Here is a 16,386-nt window from a genome sequence, read left to right on the forward strand (position 1 = left end):
CCTAGGCAGTAGCCCGTCCACCTAAACGTGGCCGGTCGCCGCGTTTATTTTCGTGAAAGCCAAATGTCGCATTTCGCTTGACGGGCGCGTCCGTCCGCTGATCCAATGCTTCCACTCCCGGGGGGAGGGAGGGGTAGTCAAGGACGATGTCGCAGGATCTGTTTCGCAAGGAAGTGTTCGACGCCAAGCGCGCGAGTTGGCTGGGTGGAATTTCCCTGGCGCAACCGGTTCGTGTTTGGGTGCTCACGCTGGCTGCCATAATAACCGCACTCGCGGTCGTGCTTTTCCTCACCTTTGCCACCTACGCACGCCGCTCCACGGTCGTGGGACAGCTCGTGCCGTCCAGTGGTTTGGCAACCGTCGTAGCACCCGCCACCGGCGTGGTGAGCACGTTGAACACAACCGAGGGTGGTCGCATCGCTGCGGGACAAGCTCTTGCGGTGATCACCGTGCCTCAGGCCACGGTGGCTAATGGCGACACGATCGATGCGTTGGAGCAGCGTCTGCAACGCCGTCAAGGTGGGCTTGCCTCAGGGTATTCGGCGCAAAGGCAATTGCTCGCAGCGCAAGGCCAGGGCGTTTCTGCGCAGCTGGCCAATGCGCAGCGGGAGTTGGCACAGGTCGAAGCGGAAATTGCCACGCGCAACGAGCAGATCCGGATAGCCAACGAAACGACCAGTCGGCTGCGGCAGCTGCAAGCCGACCGCTATGTCAGCTTGCTGCAGATCAAGCAGCAAGAGTCCGCGACGCTGGAACAAGTCAGCGAAATGCAGGCGTTGCAGCGTCAAGCGATCAACACGCGACGCACGATCGTGCAGTTGCAACAGGCCATGCAAGAACTGCCCGGGCAGCGCGAGGCGACGAAGGCCAGCTACGAACGCGACTTGGCGGCCCTTGAACAAGAGCAGGTCGAAACCCAAGCGCGTGGTGCGGTGATGCTCAGCGCGCCCGTCGACGGCGTGATCGCCACCCAAACCGTCAAACGTGGCCAATCCGTGCAGCAAGGCCAGCCGCTTCTCAGCGTTCTGCCGGGCGATGGAAAGCTTGAGGCGGAATTGCTGGTGCCTAGCCGTGCCATTGGCTTCATCGAGCCCGGCGACACGGTACTGCTGCGCTATCAAGCCTACCCCTATCAAAAGTTCGGCCATCAAAGCGGTCGCGTCGCGCGCATCAGTCGCAGCGCGCTGACCCCCGCCGAGTTGGCGTCGCTACTGGGCGCTGCTCAAAGCACTGAGCCCCTGTATCGGGTAACCGTCGCGCTGAGTAGCCAAGCGATCAGGGCCTACGGAAAGCTCGAACCGTTGAAGCCCGGCATGGTGCTCGATGCAGACGTCATCGGCGAACGTCGAAGCCTCATCGAATGGGTGTTCGAGCCGCTTTACTCCATCAAGGGTCGCGTGTTCGACCACACATAGCGCTTTTGCCAGGTAACTGGCCCCGTAGCGCAGGGGGACTGCGTGTCACTTAAATGGAGAAGTAGAAATGCGTGAACTTACCTTCGAAGAAATCTCCCAGGTCGACGGCGCTGGCGCTGGCGATGCAATCGCCATCGGCGCGGGCATTGGCGGCGGTGTTGCCGCGTCCAGCGCTACCGGTGCCACGGCGGTCGGCGCTGCGGCGGCGGCAGGTGCGGCAGTGGGTGCTGCGCTCGTGGCGTCGTGGTGCGTTGGCTGGGCCATCGGCACCGCGATCTACGAAAACTGCATCGAGTAAGTAGCAATGCGCGCGGGGCTTGGCTGGCAACAGCGCTAGCCAAGCCCTGCTTTGGCTTAAGATGAGCTCGACTACTGAGAGGTTGCAGCTGTGGATGATGACGCCAAGCGAAAGGTCGCAGTAAACGCCGCGAGCGCCGTCGTGGCGGTCGGCATCGTAATGTTCTTTTTTGCAAACAGCTCGACGGCTTCGATGCCCGCGCAGGATCGGGCGATCGCCGCCGCGGTCGGCGTCGTAGTCTCGCTCATCGCGGTCCGACTTTATTTTCGCAAGCGAAAAATGTAGTGCTTTGGGGGCCGCTTGCCGTTCCTAAAGATAGGAGCAACTCCTTAGCGGCCGGAGAGGACTGCGGTCGCGCCCCAATCGAGGCGCGGGCGCGAATAATGCAGGTGGATCTCACGTGATCATTCGCCAGTCCGAGGCCGCCGAGTGCGGCCTCGCGTGTTTAGCCATGGTGGCGACCGCGAACGGCATGTCCGTTGGCATGCCTGAGATGCGCATTCGTTTCCCGCTGTCGCTCAAAGGCGCCAAGCTCCACCATCTGATCCAGATCGCACATCGACTAGGATTTTCTACGCGTCCACTCCGAGTGGACCTAAACGACCTTGGCAAGCTCACGCTCCCGTGCATCCTGCATTGGGACCTGAACCATTTTGTCGTGCTGACCAAAGTCGGCGAGTCTACTGCAACGGTTCTCGATCCCGCCCACGGCGAGCGCAAGTTGCCGCTTGACGAAGTGTCGAAACATTTCACTGGCGTAGCGCTCGAACTGACCCCAACGGCCGACTTCAAACCGCAGAAAGCCACGCCGTCCGTCTCGGCACGGCAACTCACCGGCCCCATGCGTGGTTTGTGGCGCTCGCTCAGCCAGATCCTTGCGCTATCGCTGGCACTGCAAGTGTTCGTGGTGCTTGCACCCTTCTTCATGCAGTGGGTGGTGGACCAAGTCTTGGTCTCCGCCGACCGCAATCTGCTCGTAGTGTTGGGCCTAGGCTTTGGCGTTGCGCTGCTTTTGCAAATCGGCATTGGTTTCTTGCGCGGCTGGTCGGTGGTGTTTCTGTCCTCGCGCTTGGGCCTGCAATGGATGGGGAATGTATTCGCCCATCTCCTACGCCTGCCGCTGGACTTCTTTGAAAAGCGCCACCTCGGCGACATCACGTCGCGCATGGGATCGGTGCAGACCATCCAACGCACGCTGACTACGAGCTTCGTCGAAGCTTTGATTGATGGCCTGATGGCCGTCGCTACCTTCGGCCTCATGCTCGTTTACAGCTGGAAGCTGGCGCTGGTTACCGTGTTGGCGGTGGCCATCTATATGGGTATTCGGGCCATTGCCTACCACCCGGTTCGCAATCGCACGGAACAGCAGCTCATCGCAGCCTCGCGCCAGCAGACGCATCTGCTTGAATCGTTGCGGGGCATGCAGAGCCTAAAAGTCGCGGGCGAGGAAGCGCAACGCCGAGCCACCTACGACAACCTGATGACCGACACCGTCAATCAGGACGTGCGCCTGGCTCGAATGGGTTTGGGCTTCAACACCGCAAGCCAGGTGGTGTTTGGCATCGAGCGCATCGCGGTGATCTGGATTGGCGCCACGTTGGCGCTGCAAAACGTATTTTCCGTGGGCATGCTCATCGCCTACCTGGCGTACAAGGACCAGTTCGCGCAGCGCACCAGTGCACTCATCGACAAGTGGATCGACTTCCGCATGCTGCGCCTGCACGGCGAGCGCTTGGCCGACATCGTGCTTACGCCCCCTGAGGATGGGCACGGTGGTCTTGAAGCACTGCCGCCAGTCGATGTTCGCATCGAAGTGGAAAAGCTGTCGTTTCGCTACGGGGAAGGCGAGCCGTGGGTGTTAAGAGACTGCACTTTGACCATTGAGCCAGGCGAGTCGGTGGCGATCGTCGGAACCTCCGGGTGCGGCAAGACCACACTGCTGAAGCTGCTGCTGGGACTGCTCGCGCCGACCGAAGGCGCGATCCGCATCGGCGGGCATGACCTGCATAAACTCGGCCCGCGCAACATGCGCGCCATCGTTGGCGCGGTCATGCAAGACGATCAACTCTTCGCCGGCAGCATCGCGGACAACATCAGCTTCTTCGATCCGGACTTTGACCAAGCGCGCATTGAAGCGGCAGCAAGGCTCGCCGCGGTGCACGACGAGGTCATAGCCATGCCAATGGGTTATCACAGCCTCATTGGCGACATGGGCAGCTCGCTTTCAGGTGGACAGAAGCAGCGCGTGATTCTCGCCCGCGCCTTGTATCGCAACCCCAAGCTCTTGTTTCTCGACGAGGCGACAAGCCATCTCGACGTCACGAAGGAACGGTTGGTTAACGATGCGGTGAAGCAACTGCGGCTGACCAAGGTCATCGTGGCGCATCGCCCCGAGACCATTGCTAGCGCCGATCGGGTGTTGGTCATGGACGCCGGTCGCATCGCGCAAGAGTTGCGCCCGCAGCCGCAAGCCGGCCCGCCGCTGCACGCGGTGGCTACATAGCGCCCTGCAGCCTTGTAACCAGTGATACGTCCGCTTTGGGCCGAGAGCCGACAATCGAACGGTTGTTTCCGAGCCGTCGCGATACCCACCGTGGGCGAGGCCGTAATCTCCAATTAGCGACCTCAAAAGCATGACGTGAGTTCGCCTCGCGGGCAGGTCGCTGGCGGAAGTAGAAAATGCCCCGTTAGCGCGGGGCTTCTCGCGTGACTCAGACGAGAGGACGTCGGTCCGGTCTACCTGTCTCACAGGACGCCGAACGATGATGTGGCCCGTGGCACCTGGGTTGAGCGGCGCCGCAAAGGGGCGTCGGTTTGGACGAATTGTTAGGCTCGGTTTGAGCGTGCGACACGCACCGCAACAAGCTCAGCCACAAGCCTAAGCGCGAGTCGCAGTTTGGATCGGAAATTCCAACCCCACGCGCGCGTAGCGAGTGTCGGTAGCGTTCCAAAGCACGCGGCGACCCGCCCGTCAGGAGCGTCCGCGATAGAATCTGAGCCGGCTGGAGGAGCCGTCGGTAGAAAAAATGAAGCTGACCCATCTGGTTGCAATTCCGTGCGGCTTGTTCGTGTGCGTTTTACTGCTCGGCATCTTCGAAAACCTGACTCGGCATTTCTTTCCGGCGGCAATCAAGTTCGATCCTCAGTCCGCCTTGGGCTGGATGCGGTACTTGAACAGCGTACCGGGCGGTGCGCGTTGCTATTTCGCGCTCCAACGGGGCGCAGCATCTGCAGGTGGCCCGACGACAACGCTGGTGTTGAGCCGGCGGTCCCCGCAAGTGGCGGCGCTTGTCATCAGCTTGCCGCTCACCGCCTTCGCCGTTGAGACGCTACTGGCCCTTGGCTATCCCCGTCGCCGTCTGGGGACCGTTGCTAGGGATTGCGATCGGCGCTAGCTCGGTATGGCTGTTCGCGTGGCATGTGCTGCCGGGGATCTTCTCCGGCCGAGTTGCGGCGGCAGACGACTCGGTGCCGGCGGATTACCCCTGAGCCGTCATGCATTGCAAGGCTCTTCCTAACTCCAGACGGGGAGCAACGCCCCACTGTCTGCTTTCGGCCAATAGCGGACGTTAGATAGGCTTCTGGACAGTCAAGACCTTGGCAGCCTATTGCTGTCAGCTGCGTTGACGTCGGGTGTGGGGACACCTGGACGCCGCCGGCTCGGTCACAAACTGGTCGTGTGCCCATTCAGTGTTTGCCGGCGACGCCGATATCGCCGGGGAATCTCGCGTCGCGCCTATCTGCTTGCTCCGGAGACACCATGTCCAGACTCTTGTACCCCGTCCGACGACTTGCGGTCGTCGGACGCTCGCAGGGTTCTGCGCCGCGATGTTCTGCGCGACTGCCGCGGCCGATGAGGTTTACGTCGGCTACCAGTGCTCGGTGGACTCGCCCGAGTTCTGCACCGACCCCGTCCTTCGCAAGCGATACGAGCAGATGCAGAAGCAGCGCAATGAACAGCGTGCCGCCCAGGCTGCGGCCGACGCGCGTGCGGCAGAAGCTGCACGGCAGAGGCGCAACGCGGAGGTCAAGGATCTGATGAAGACGATGAACATGTCGCCGGCTCGCGAGGCCGAGCTGCGGCGACTCGCGGAAATGCGCGAGGCCGCGGGCATGGCAGCGCCGCACGCCTCTACACCCGAGCGACCAAAACCCGAATGCAAGCAAGTGCCGCGCCGGGTCAGCCCGCTTACGCCGTCGTTCCCCACGTTGGAAGCCGCGCAAGCCACCGCCAAGTCAAAGGTCGCGAATGCCTGCGGAGTGAAAGGCGCGGCATCGATCAATCTGAACTGCCGCAGCGACGACCACAAGGAAGTCGCAATGAATAACGGCAAGGTGCTCGGGACCAAGACGACGCCGTACTGGTACTGCGCGCCGATCGCCACCTGCGTCGACACCGTCGAATCGTGCGGCGGCGCAAATAACCGGCCAGCAACAGGATCCAAGCAGTAACTCTAACGGTCGCACATCGAGGTCCGCGCGAGGCGGTTGTTCCGCAGCGTGCCAGTGAAAACGATGGCGCGTTCAACATCCACACCTTTTACGGGGGAACGGACTTCAATGAACCGAATTTGGCAGATTGGTATAACTGTCGTGGCTTGCGCCATTGCTGGTTCAGTCGCCGCGCAGAGCAGACGCCGGAAAATGCGCAGAAATTTCTCGCGCAGATTGGCGGCTTGGGCCAGATGGAGTATGCACAGCGCTACGACAACTCGGATTACGACGTAGGTCGGCACATGGACTATTCGGGAGACGTGGAAGTCGCGCGCACTTACGCCAAGCTGCCATCTTCGGCGACGGATTTCGACGCCCCGAACCCGTGCCATACGCAGTTCAAGTACACCAAAACCACCGAGGATCGGACGTATCCCGGGACACCTCAGGACATCATCTGGCAAGGAGTGTCGAGCGTCGTTGTCGCTGGCCGCCAAGTGGAGCTCGCCACGCACTTCTCGGGCGAGCTTGCAGGTCGATCTCTGTACCAGCGTTTCACGCTACCCAACGAGGCACTTGCCAAGCGCGTCGGCTACGCCATGGAGTTCCTGCGGCTGTCCTGCGACAAGACCGAAGGCACCGGCATTTAGCGATTGAGGCGGCACTCGATCTTAGTTGTTCCACGAAGTGGCGCGACGCGCGCGCGTACGATCTGTCAATGGGACGCGCCGCATGAATCGACTCGTGGGAACGTTCATTACGCTCGCCGCGCGTGCCCTCACTGGCCCGGCGGGCGCGCAGGAGCAGGCGCCTGAAAACGCCAAGAAGTTCCTCGCTCAGCTTGGCGAACTCGGTCAGATGGAGTACTTGCAGCGCTTTGACGGCTCCGATTATGACCAGGTCGGGTACATCGATTATTCCGGCGACGTGGAAGTCCAGCGCACGTTCGCTATACCGTCATCTCCAGCGACGGAATTCGAGTCGCCCTACCGTTGTGAAACGAAGTTCAAACACACGGTAACGACTCCGGATGGAACATATCCCGGAGAGCCCGAAAGCCTCAGCTGGAGCGTGATAGCGAGTGTCGTCGTCGCTGGACGCAACGTGGAGGTGACCACGCGTTTTCCGACGGATTCCGCGATGCGCGGGGAATCGATGTATCAGCGCTTCACGCTACCGAATGCGGCACTCGCAAAGCGAGTCGGCTACGCATGGAATTCCTGCGCCTATCCTGCGGCAAGACCGAAGGCACTGGTTTCTGATCGATGCGTTCTCCCACTCGTTCGTATAAACCTCGCACCTAGATCACCGGCAACCCGCTTTCCACTTCGAGCCCAGCCATGACCTTACCTACTGCTCTGTACTCCGTCGTTGTCGCGCTCACCGCACTCCCTTGCATCGCGCTTGCGCAGACCACGCCTGACGAACCTGCCCCGCCCGACGCGAGCGCTGCGGCCGCGCCCGTGAGCGTCAAGTGGACCTCGGACCCGAGTCATGACGACTCGCGGCACATACGCAACTGCAGCGTGTTCCCGCTGAAGCCTGGTCTCTATCCGATGTTCTACCTGGAACGCCGCCTGGCGCTGATGTCTGTCGAGGGCATGGACGTGATGCCGCTCGACCTCAAGTTGCAGGTGGATTCCAACCCGGCGCTGGATGGCGGAGTTCTGGAGACACCGCAAAAAACGGTCGACGGGCTCATTGCGCAGATCCGCGCCAACGGCGGCAACCTGCGCGTGATGCGCAGGGTCCTGGCGACGAACAAGATCGAGCCAGTCGTCGAGGACATTCCGCTGCAGGGCGCCATCGAACAGTTCGACAAGTGCAAGGCGTGGATCGCGTCGGACGAAAACCGTCGCACGAAAAAATAATCTGGTCATCGAACAAAGGCCGCCTCCGGGCGGCCTTTTCCATATCTGTTGCGGAGAACGTGGCACGACGTTCGGTGGCGCTCAATGACCACGACGACCCGTTTGCGCCCGCGTTCGGAAGCGTCGATCAATGCGCGCTCGGCACTGTGTCGTCCAGCGCGCGGTCCAGCTTCTCGCGCAGCAGTCGTGCGACTTCCTTGCAGCTGGCGTCCATGTCGGCCAGCAGCATGCGGTCCTCGGCGCCCAACGTCGGCGATGACTGCAACAGGTAGAGGTTCGTCACCACGGGCTGCAGCAGGTCGCGGATCTCGCGCTCGCTGGTGGCGAGCAACTGTTCGCGGAACTCCGAGTCGTGCAGCCGCGAGTGCGCGCTGTCGAGGTCGTCGATCAGTTCCAGCTGCATGCCGATGAGTTGGGCGAATAATTCGAGCGTCTTCAACAGGCCGGGCGATTCGAGATCGGCGGGGCGGCTGTCGATTGCGCACAGCGTGCCGAAGAACTCGCCGCTGCCGCGGAAGATCGGCACCGACGCATAGCTCTCGAGCCCATAGAGCTTGGTCGTGTGGTGGTGCGAGTAAACGGGATGTTCACTGGCGTGCCCGAACAACACGGGCTGCTGGTGGTCGCGGATCTCATTGCAGATCGTGGTCGTGAGGTCGAGGTCGCCACCGGGCTTGAGCCCGAAGCCGAGTTCGTCGAGCACCGCGCAGGCAGTCCAGCGCGTATCGGTGACGCGCGCCACCGCAGCGAAGCGCATGCCGGTGATCTCGGCGACCGTCCTCAGGATGCGGGGAATGGACTCGATCCGCTGGATCGCCGCGACGTCGTGCTCGGTGCTGGTGGCGGTAGGCATGGGGGACGGTCCAGGACGGGCCCCCCCACGATACGCCGTCGCTGTGTACGCCCGCCTTGGCGGCGGCGGGGCCCCGTGGCGGACCTAGCTGTCCGCGTCTCCCAGCCCCGGGCGCGTCGACGATGGATATCACGGCAGTCGTTGCGACTGAGGTAGACCGCTGTACGCGCGGTGTCGCTGATGCCTCGCTACACGTCCAAGGCGTCGAACGCATCCGCGAGCCGCATTGGACATCGCGCAGTTTATGCATACCGTCCGCGAGCCCCTCACCGCGCCGGCGACATTTACGCTCCCGAACCAAACGTTCGGCAAAAGCTTGCATCCCTTGGACGGCTACGGCACAAAGCGCTCTGTCTACACAGAACAAGGATGTTCCATGCGATTGCTCGGCTTGACGGTGCTCATCGGACTTGCGGCATGCTCGGCACCGAACGCCCATGCACCCGTCGCTACACAAACCTCGGCATCTGCGCCGACCAGCATCGCGACCGCGGATAGACCCGCAGTGCCAGCTACTCCTTCCGCGTCGAAGCCCCTGGAAGACGGCGGCTCATTTGCTGGCGTCTGGGAAGATTGCGACGAAGGCGGCTCCCCCGACGACTGCAGCCGCTACGTGCTCGTCCAGCATGGCGATCGCATCTGCGGGACGTGGTCGTATGTCGCGACGGCGGACTACTACGAGGGCCAGTTGCAGGCCAAGGCGCTGTCGGCCACGACCGCACGACGCACGAAGGTGTGCGGGCGTCCTGGCAGTGAGACGCAGACCGAGTGCGCTTCGGGCTGGCAGTCGATCGACAAGCCGCTGCAACTGTGCGACGGCAAGCTCGCCGAATCGTCTGGCAGCGAGTGCAATGCGCGCTACCGGCGCAGTGCTGAACCCGGCACGCAGCTGACGACACTGGAAGAACAGCCTTGGGTGAAGGCGTGCCTGGCTGGTCAGCGGGCGGACGGTGCGCGATGATGATCGCGCGTGCCTTCGCGCAGGCGGGTTGAAGCGGCGTCGTTCTTCGTCAAAGCGGTCGCTGGCAACGTCGCATTGGCATGCATGACCTCTCTGGCTCCCAGAGCGTCGCGCGTGTTAGCGCCGGGCGATGCCTGTGGCGGGTCGCGCGACCCATTCCACACATCTGCATCGAGGGAACCAAGATCGCTGAAAGGCAAGTGCGCGGTCGTTTCGCCGACGTCAGCTGCGCCGTTGATGCCAAGTCTTGAGCGTGCGGGCGTCGAACGGTAAGGTCCATTCCAGTCAAGCAACTGCATGGAACAGGGAATGTTCCACTGCCATGCAGCAACAAGGAGCACCCGCATGGCCCGCTACACACTCGTACTTCCGCTCATCCTTGCCGCCGGCTGTACGTCGCCGACGAGCAGCCCACAGGCAGTGGTGCCGCCGAAGGTCGTGACTCCCGCACAAGCGCCCATCCCGGCTAGACCTGGCCTGCCGGCCAGCGCGTGCACCCGCGACGGTTACGAGCAGTTTTTCGAAGCGTTCGTTCGCGAGCCTGAGCGGCGCGCTGCGCTGGCGCTGCCCGGCGCGCCGGTTTCTACCTTTGACGTTGCACTGCGCGATTACAGCTGGGTGCTGAAGTCCGACGAGAACACATCGCTCGACATCGACGAGACGCGCTCCGGCGACACCTTCGAGGTCAAGACGCAGCCTGTCGAGCGCGACGAAAACGACGAGGTCGTTAAGACGCTGGGCGCGCAGCGCACCTACCACTTCAGTTATGCCGGCGACTGCTGGAAATTCGCGTCCGCCGATTGATTCGCATAGCACCAAGCCAAGGAGGGCATATGAGCCGCTACAGCATTCTAGAGAGCGCGGAGCACGGCATCGAACGCGTGCACGGCTACGGCGACCTCGAGATCCATCACCCGAGCCATCACGGACATCAACCCGGTCGGCACTATGCCGACGTGGATGGACACCGTGAGGAAGTGCTGAAAGCGCGCACCTCGTCCGGCCAACTCATGGTGTCGAAAGACTTCATCCTGACGGACGAGCAGGGATCGACACACGTTCGCGTGCCGTCGCCGGCGGCCGGGTACGTCGGAACCGTCGATGCGCGCAACGGGCTTGTCTGCATCTACGATCACAAGGGCGGCGAGCTGATTGCACAGGTGCGGCACATGGAGCTGGCCGGGTCGGGCCTGCATGAGGGCCAGACAGTCGCCTATGGGCAGCCGCTCGGCTTTCAGGGCGGATACGGCGGCGGGAAGCCCCATGCGTATGGAACGCACACGCATGTCGATTTCAATACGGCGCGGCTCGAAGACTTCAAGCGCTACTTCAGCGATATCGACAGCGGCGCCATTGCGATCGGCACGGTTCCGGCGCAGCGTCGTGATGCAGGACGCCCGCATGCTCCGGTGGCCGACGCACAGCCGAAGCTCGAGCCGGTGCACGATAAGGCGCACGATTGGAAGACAACCCAGCGCGCACTGAACCATCTGGGCTATACCGGTGCCAACGGTCGGCCGCTGCAGGTCGACGGTGTGCTTGGAGCGCATTCGCACCACGCCCTGCAGCAGTTTCAACGCGACCACGGCTTGCCGGCGACTGGCCATCTGGACGCGCACACACAAGCACGACTCGCAGCGGAAGACCGCACCATGGCGAGCAGCACGCACCCCGCGCATGATCTGTATCGCCAGTCGCTCAGCGCGGTGCAAGAACTCGATCGCCGCATGGGTATTCCGGGTGGCGCGCATACGATCGCGCTGGCAGGTGTCACCGCCGCGGAAGCGGCACGTTCGGGGTTGACGCATGTCGATCGCGTCGAAATCGGGCGCGATCGCGTGCACGTGCAGGCGGTCCAATACATGCGAGGTGTCGACGACCCCGCGACGAATCGCATCTCGACGGCTATCGAGGTCGCGCGCGCGGTCAATCAGCCGCTCGATGCGAGCAGCCGGCAGGCGGCGCGGGCCATCGAATCCCGGACGCTCGTCGCTGAGCATCTCGCCCAGCAGCATGCGCCGATGCGCAGTCCAGTGCTGTAGCCGCTTCAAAGCCTGGGCAGTGTGCGACGTCGTGCAGACGCATTGACGTCGCCGACAAGCGCACCCCGTTAACCTGCGCCGCTCGATGAGCGGCACGTTTTCCTCCCTCCGGATCTACAACTACCGCGTCTGGGCCGCGGGCGCGCTGGTGTCCAACGTCGGTACGTGGATGCAGCGGGTGGGGCAGGACTGGCTGGTGCTCACCGTGCTGACGCATCACAGCGCGACGGCGGTGGGCTGGGTGATGGCGCTGCAGTTCGGGCCGCCGCTGCTCCTGCTGCCGCTGACCGGTTGGGCGGCCGACAACGTGGATCGCCGCAAGGTGCTGATGTGGACGCAGGCGCTCTCCGGGCTGCTCGCACTCGGGCTGGGCGTGGTCACGCTCACCGACGTCGTGCAGCTCTGGCATGTGTACGGCTTCGCGCTGCTGCTCGGCTGCGTCACCGCATTCGACGCGCCGGCGCGGCAGACGTTCGTGTCGGACCTGGTCAGCGACGAATACGTCGCCAACGCCGTCGCGCTCAACTCGACGTCGTTCAACGGCGCGCGCATGGTCGGGCCGGCGGTGGCGGGTCTACTGATCGCGGCGGTGGGCGAGGGCTGGTTGTTCGTGATCAACGCGGCGTCGTACGCGGCCGTCCTGATCTCGCTGTTCTGCCTGCGCGTGCACGAGTTGTATGGGGAGGCCCGATCCGACCGCGCGCGCGGCGGCATGCTCGAGGGCTTCCGTTATGTCCGGCAGCGACCCGACCTGATGGCGGTGCTGGGCATGCTCGCGCTGATCGGCACGTTCGGTTTCAACTTCGCGATCTTCGTGTCGACGATGTCGGTCACCGTGTTCCATGGCGACGCCAGCCAGTACGGCCTGCTCACGTCCGCAATGGCGGTGGGGACGATGGGAGGTGCGTTGCTGTCGGCGCGACGGCCGGTGCCGGGCATGCGGCTGATGGGTGGCTCCGCGGCCGTGTTCGGCATCGCCGCGTTGTTCGCCGCCGTCATGCCGGGCCCATGGCTGTTCGCGCTGATGCTGGTGGTCGTGGGGCTCGCGGCGCTGACGTTCATGACGGCCAGCAATTCGATGATGCAGCTCACCACCGAACGCGGCATGCGCGGGCGCGTGCTGGCGCTGCGCATCGCCGTCGTCATGGGCGGCACGCCGATCGGAGCGCCGCTGGTGGGCTGGGTCGCGGACCGGTTCGGCGCGCGCTGGGCGATGGGCGTCGGTGCGCTGTCGGGAATCGCGGCCGCCGGGATCGCGCTCGCATACCTAATGAAGCATCGCGACCTGCGGCTGCGTCGCGAGGCCGGGCGTTGGCGGCTCAGCATTCGCGACGTGGCCGACGACGTGACACCCGCTCGCGTCGCGGAAGGCGAGCGGGTGACGTGAGGCGTGGCGCGACAATCGATCGCGCCGGCAGACTCCGCGTCAGTCCTTCTTGCGAAGCGTGTCGATGACCGCCTGCAGCCGGGCTTCGTTGTCGGCGGAAATCTTCCGCATCAGGGCTTGGTTGACGCCGGTCACCCAGCCTTCCATCAGCATGGTGCGAAGGCAGCGGTTTTTGAGCTCACTGTCGTCGTAGCCGTTACTTGCGTCGATCTCGGTACACGCGACGGCCTTGGCCTCGCTGACGTAGGTCGCCAACGCAGTGGTGTCGTTCACGCCGTGCGCCAGCTGTGCGAGCGCGAGCGACGCATCGCTATACATCGCGGCCGGCGTTTTCTGCGCAAATCCGTTCCAGTCGTTATTGGCGCGGGCGATTGCCCACTGGCGCGCTGTTTCGTAGGCCTCGACGGCTTTGCGACGCGTCTCGTCCTTGTTGGTGGCGTCGCGGTCTTCGAGCATCTTGGCGTAGTGATCGCCCAGTTCCATCTCGAAGTTGGTGGCGTCGACCGCATTCACGCGCTGCTGGTTCATCGCTTTCTTGTTGTCGCGAAACTGATCGACCACCGACAGGAAACCCTGCGCGTACTCGCGGTAGTTCCTGATCGCCGCGTCCGCGCGTTCGGAGCTGCCACCATCGAGTTCCAGCAGCGCGGCCTGGCGTTGCAGGTCAAGCGTCTGCACGCGCACGAAGGCGCTTTTCTTGTCGGGTGCGATCACGTCCAGTTCCTGCAACGCGGCATCGAGTTCCTTGCGCGCCGCGTCGCGATCATCCGCTTCGGTGCGTAGCACGCCGACCAGCGTCGCTTGGTACTGCAGGCGTTTCGCGGCGAGGAACGCGTGATCGTCCGGCGTCGCGTCGCTCGCCGCTTCGGCCGCGCGGTACGCGGCGATGACCTGCCGGCAACGTTCGACGACGTCGTCCGTCGCGAATTGTTCGCTGCAGCCGTGCATGTCGAGCGTCTTCCTGTACAAGGTCTCGACTTCGCGATCGGCGGCCGCGGCCGGTGCAGCCGACACGGCGACGAGAAGCGCTGTGACCAGCGCGGCGGTGCGAGCAGCCATGTGTGTTCCCCTGTTTGAACCGTTATCCCCGGCGGCGAGTCTGGGCGGCCGCTCGGAGCGGCGTCAATCAGGTTTTTCGGCGAACGCGCCTAGACCGTGACATGGCGCGCAGGGCAGCGCTGTCCCGCGCGCCCTCCGGCACAATGGGCCACGCCGCGCAGTGCCCCGGCGCCAGGGGATACACGAATGAAGTGGTGCTATGGGCTGCGCCTGGTCGCGGCCGTGCTGCTGATTGCAACCAACACGGCGTGGGCCGCAGTAGACGCGCCGCCGACGCCCGAAGCCGGCGTGCAGCAGGTCGAGGCGAAGAAGCTTTCCGAATATCGAGCGGTGCTTGCGACGTTCGATCGCGCATCCGCGGCGGCGCCGACCGACGTCGATCTCGCGCTCGATCGCTGTCGCTTCATCGATCAGTTCACCGACGACGAAAGTGGGACATGGATCGAGTCCGCAGTCGACGACTTCGACCAATGCCAGTCGGACGTCGAAACGCGCTGGAGCAACGCGCCGGCGGTGCAGCTGTTCGCGATGCAGCGCCTGTGGGGCAAAGAGGCCGTCGAGCGTGGCGAAGCACTGTCGAAGCAGGCCGCGACGTGGCCGCCGGCATTGCGCCGCGATCTGTACGCGAAGCTGTCATCGGCTTACGCAAGTCAGCACGACACGAAGCGCGCGGGCGAACTCGCCCTGCAGGCTGTGCAGCTCGGTGACGAGGAGCACGTCGCGCCCGCGATCGACTACCTCGTCGAGCACAAGCGCTATGCCGAAGCGGAGCGCCTGCTGACGTCGGCGCCGCCGGCCAAGGGGTCCTGGTCTGCTGAGCGGCGCATCACGGCGGCGCTCGCCCTTCCGGATCACCGCGCCGCGCTTCGCGAACTCGGTCGGTACCACGCGCCGGATGACGCGGTCTCGCCCGACATCGCAGCGCGCGCATACCTGCGCGCCGGCGATGCACGCGCCGCCAAGCGCGAGCTCGACAAGGCCGAGGGCGATTACGCCAGCGTGCAACAGGCGCGTTTCGATACCGCGATCGCACTCGGTGACGCACGCACCGCGGCAGCTGCGGTGCACTTCGCTGACGTCAAGAACATCCGCACGGCGATGCAGCGGTTCGCGACGCTCGCCCATGCGATGCCGTCGTCGCTGCTGAGGCCGTCCATGTGGCCGGGCGTGTTCGGGGTCGCGCTATTCGTCGCGTTGATCGCGCTGCTGCCCGGGCTGGTGCTGGTGCCTGCGCACTACCGCGGGCTCATGCGTCGTTTGAACGGGCGCGCCGGCGTCGCCGTGTTCCCGTCGGGGCTGCGACGCGCGTGGATCGCGGCGGCACTGTTCCTCATCGTGCCGCTGCTGGCTGCGCTTGTTGTTGCGCCGAAGGGCTTTCTCGACCTGAGCGCGGTGGGGCCCGATGCCGAACGGGCGATGTTCCGCACGGTGTTCGTCGGGATGCTCGCATCGCTGCTCTGCCTGCTGCCCTTGGCGCGCGGCATTCCGCGGGTGCAGTTGTTCGGCGATCGCGCTGCGTGGCGCGCGGCGCGGTGGCGCGTACCGGCCGCGTGGGCGCTTGCATTCGGAACGGGCGCGGCGATCGGCGCGTGGCATGCGGCGATGGGCGGCGGCGCGCCGACCGCGCAGACGCGTGCGGTCGAGGCGCTGGCCGCAGGCGGAATGCAGGCGTACGGACTTCCGCTGACGCTGCTGGTGATGGCCGTGCTCGCGCCGATCGTCGAGGAGTTCGTGTTCCGCGGCATGCTGCTCGGCGGTTTGTCGCGACACATCAGCTTCGGCTGGGCGAACACGGTCCAGGCCGCTGCATTCGCGCTCGGCCATGGCGACCCGCCGCGCTTCCTCTTCTACTTCGTGCTCGGGCTCGCTTCGGGCTGGCTGGTAAAGCGCACCGGATCGATCGGGCCGTCCATCGCATTGCATGCACTGAACAACGCGCTCGCGGCGTTGCTGATCACGTCGACATTCCCGACGTGATCGGCGGTCTCCGCTGATGTTCGACGTCACCCGATTCAAGCCGGCTCCGTGCAGCGGGGCTCGGCTTTACACGGTCGAGCGGACCGGCG

General features: G+C 64.1%; 17 protein-coding genes. 14 read left to right on the forward strand and 3 right to left on the reverse strand.

The window, feature by feature from the left end; all coding sequences use genetic code 11:
* The first annotated feature begins 146 nt into the window (after nt 1–146).
* The 9 genes from ACVWWW_RS06740 to ACVWWW_RS06780 all read left to right on the forward strand — a co-directional run bounded on the left by ACVWWW_RS06740 (nt 147) and on the right by ACVWWW_RS06780 (nt 8,018).
* Nucleotides 147–1,415: an HlyD family efflux transporter periplasmic adaptor subunit gene (locus ACVWWW_RS06740; protein ID WP_027082740.1), complete on the forward strand. Its 1,269-nt coding sequence runs from the start codon at nt 147–149 to the stop codon at nt 1,413–1,415.
* A gap of 67 nt (nt 1,416–1,482) precedes the next feature.
* Nucleotides 1,483–1,713: a hypothetical protein gene (locus tag ACVWWW_RS06745; RefSeq protein ID WP_051235019.1), complete on the forward strand. Its 231-nt coding sequence runs from the start codon at nt 1,483–1,485 to the stop codon at nt 1,711–1,713.
* Nucleotides 1,714–1,803: 90 nt separating this feature from the next.
* Nucleotides 1,804–1,998, forward strand: a complete 195-nt coding sequence (locus ACVWWW_RS06750) for a hypothetical protein (RefSeq protein WP_027082741.1) — start codon at nt 1,804–1,806, stop codon at nt 1,996–1,998.
* Nucleotides 1,999–2,116: 118 nt separating this feature from the next.
* Complete coding sequence (locus ACVWWW_RS06755; RefSeq protein ID WP_027082742.1) at nt 2,117–4,216, forward strand: peptidase domain-containing ABC transporter; 2,100 nt, start codon at nt 2,117–2,119, stop codon at nt 4,214–4,216.
* Between the two features lie 523 nt (nt 4,217–4,739).
* Nucleotides 4,740–5,108: a hypothetical protein gene (locus tag ACVWWW_RS06760; RefSeq protein WP_027082743.1), complete on the forward strand. Its 369-nt coding sequence runs from the start codon at nt 4,740–4,742 to the stop codon at nt 5,106–5,108.
* Nucleotides 5,109–5,541: 433 nt separating this feature from the next.
* Entirely contained in the window at nt 5,542–6,165 is a 624-nt protein-coding gene (locus ACVWWW_RS06765; RefSeq protein ID WP_027082744.1) for a hypothetical protein, read from the forward strand.
* 119 nt (nt 6,166–6,284) lie between these two features.
* The gene (locus ACVWWW_RS06770) at nt 6,285–6,797 is read left to right on the forward strand and encodes a hypothetical protein (protein ID WP_155914252.1); all 513 of its coding nucleotides are present in this window, start codon (nt 6,285–6,287) and stop codon (nt 6,795–6,797) included.
* Between the two features lie 82 nt (nt 6,798–6,879).
* The gene (locus ACVWWW_RS06775; RefSeq protein ID WP_155914254.1) at nt 6,880–7,491 is read left to right on the forward strand and encodes a hypothetical protein; all 612 of its coding nucleotides are present in this window, start codon (nt 6,880–6,882) and stop codon (nt 7,489–7,491) included.
* 182 nt (nt 7,492–7,673) lie between these two features.
* Nucleotides 7,674–8,018, forward strand: coding sequence for a hypothetical protein (locus ACVWWW_RS06780; protein WP_155914256.1), 345 nt, complete (start codon nt 7,674–7,676; stop codon nt 8,016–8,018).
* Nucleotides 8,019–8,145: 127 nt separating this feature from the next.
* Here the strand turns inward: ACVWWW_RS06780 and ACVWWW_RS06785 are convergent, their stop codons facing one another.
* Nucleotides 8,146–8,871 carry a GAF domain-containing protein gene (locus ACVWWW_RS06785; RefSeq protein WP_051235023.1) on the reverse strand — a complete coding sequence of 242 codons (726 nt, stop codon included), beginning with the start codon at nt 8,869–8,871 and terminating at the stop codon, nt 8,146–8,148.
* Between the two features lie 376 nt (nt 8,872–9,247).
* On the opposite strand from ACVWWW_RS06785, the gene ACVWWW_RS06790 reads away from it, so the two are divergent.
* On the forward strand, nt 9,248–9,832 hold the full coding sequence (locus ACVWWW_RS06790) for a hypothetical protein (protein ID WP_155914258.1): 585 nt from the start codon (nt 9,248–9,250) through the stop codon (nt 9,830–9,832).
* Here ACVWWW_RS06790 and ACVWWW_RS06795 read toward each other — a convergent pair.
* Nucleotides 9,808–10,179, reverse strand: a complete 372-nt coding sequence (locus tag ACVWWW_RS06795) for a hypothetical protein (RefSeq protein ID WP_155914260.1) — start codon at nt 10,177–10,179, stop codon at nt 9,808–9,810. The two genes, ACVWWW_RS06790 and ACVWWW_RS06795, sit on opposite strands and share 25 nt — an antisense overlap.
* Between ACVWWW_RS06795 and ACVWWW_RS06800 the strand changes: the two genes are divergently transcribed.
* From ACVWWW_RS06800 to ACVWWW_RS06810, 3 genes are all read left to right on the forward strand, one after another.
* Complete coding sequence (locus ACVWWW_RS06800) at nt 10,178–10,636, forward strand: hypothetical protein (protein WP_027082748.1); 459 nt, start codon at nt 10,178–10,180, stop codon at nt 10,634–10,636. The genes ACVWWW_RS06795 and ACVWWW_RS06800 overlap by 2 nt on opposite strands.
* A 29-nt stretch (nt 10,637–10,665) precedes the next feature.
* On the forward strand, nt 10,666–11,874 hold the full coding sequence (locus ACVWWW_RS06805; RefSeq protein ID WP_027082749.1) for a peptidoglycan-binding domain-containing protein: 1,209 nt from the start codon (nt 10,666–10,668) through the stop codon (nt 11,872–11,874).
* 85 nt (nt 11,875–11,959) lie between these two features.
* Nucleotides 11,960–13,261: an MFS transporter gene (locus ACVWWW_RS06810; RefSeq protein ID WP_036141846.1), complete on the forward strand. Its 1,302-nt coding sequence runs from the start codon at nt 11,960–11,962 to the stop codon at nt 13,259–13,261.
* Nucleotides 13,262–13,300: 39 nt separating this feature from the next.
* Here ACVWWW_RS06810 and ACVWWW_RS06815 read toward each other — a convergent pair whose 3' ends face one another.
* Nucleotides 13,301–14,320, reverse strand: a complete 1,020-nt coding sequence (locus ACVWWW_RS06815; RefSeq protein WP_027082750.1) for a hypothetical protein — start codon at nt 14,318–14,320, stop codon at nt 13,301–13,303.
* A 186-nt stretch (nt 14,321–14,506) separates the two neighbouring features.
* On the opposite strand from ACVWWW_RS06815, the gene ACVWWW_RS06820 reads away from it, so the two are divergent.
* A complete protein-coding gene (locus ACVWWW_RS06820) occupies nt 14,507–16,297 on the forward strand; it encodes a CPBP family intramembrane glutamic endopeptidase (protein ID WP_027082751.1) in 1,791 nt (596 codons plus the stop codon).
* The last annotated feature ends 89 nt before the right edge of the window (nt 16,298–16,386 follow it).

The organism is Lysobacter sp. HA18, from assembly GCF_054057595.1.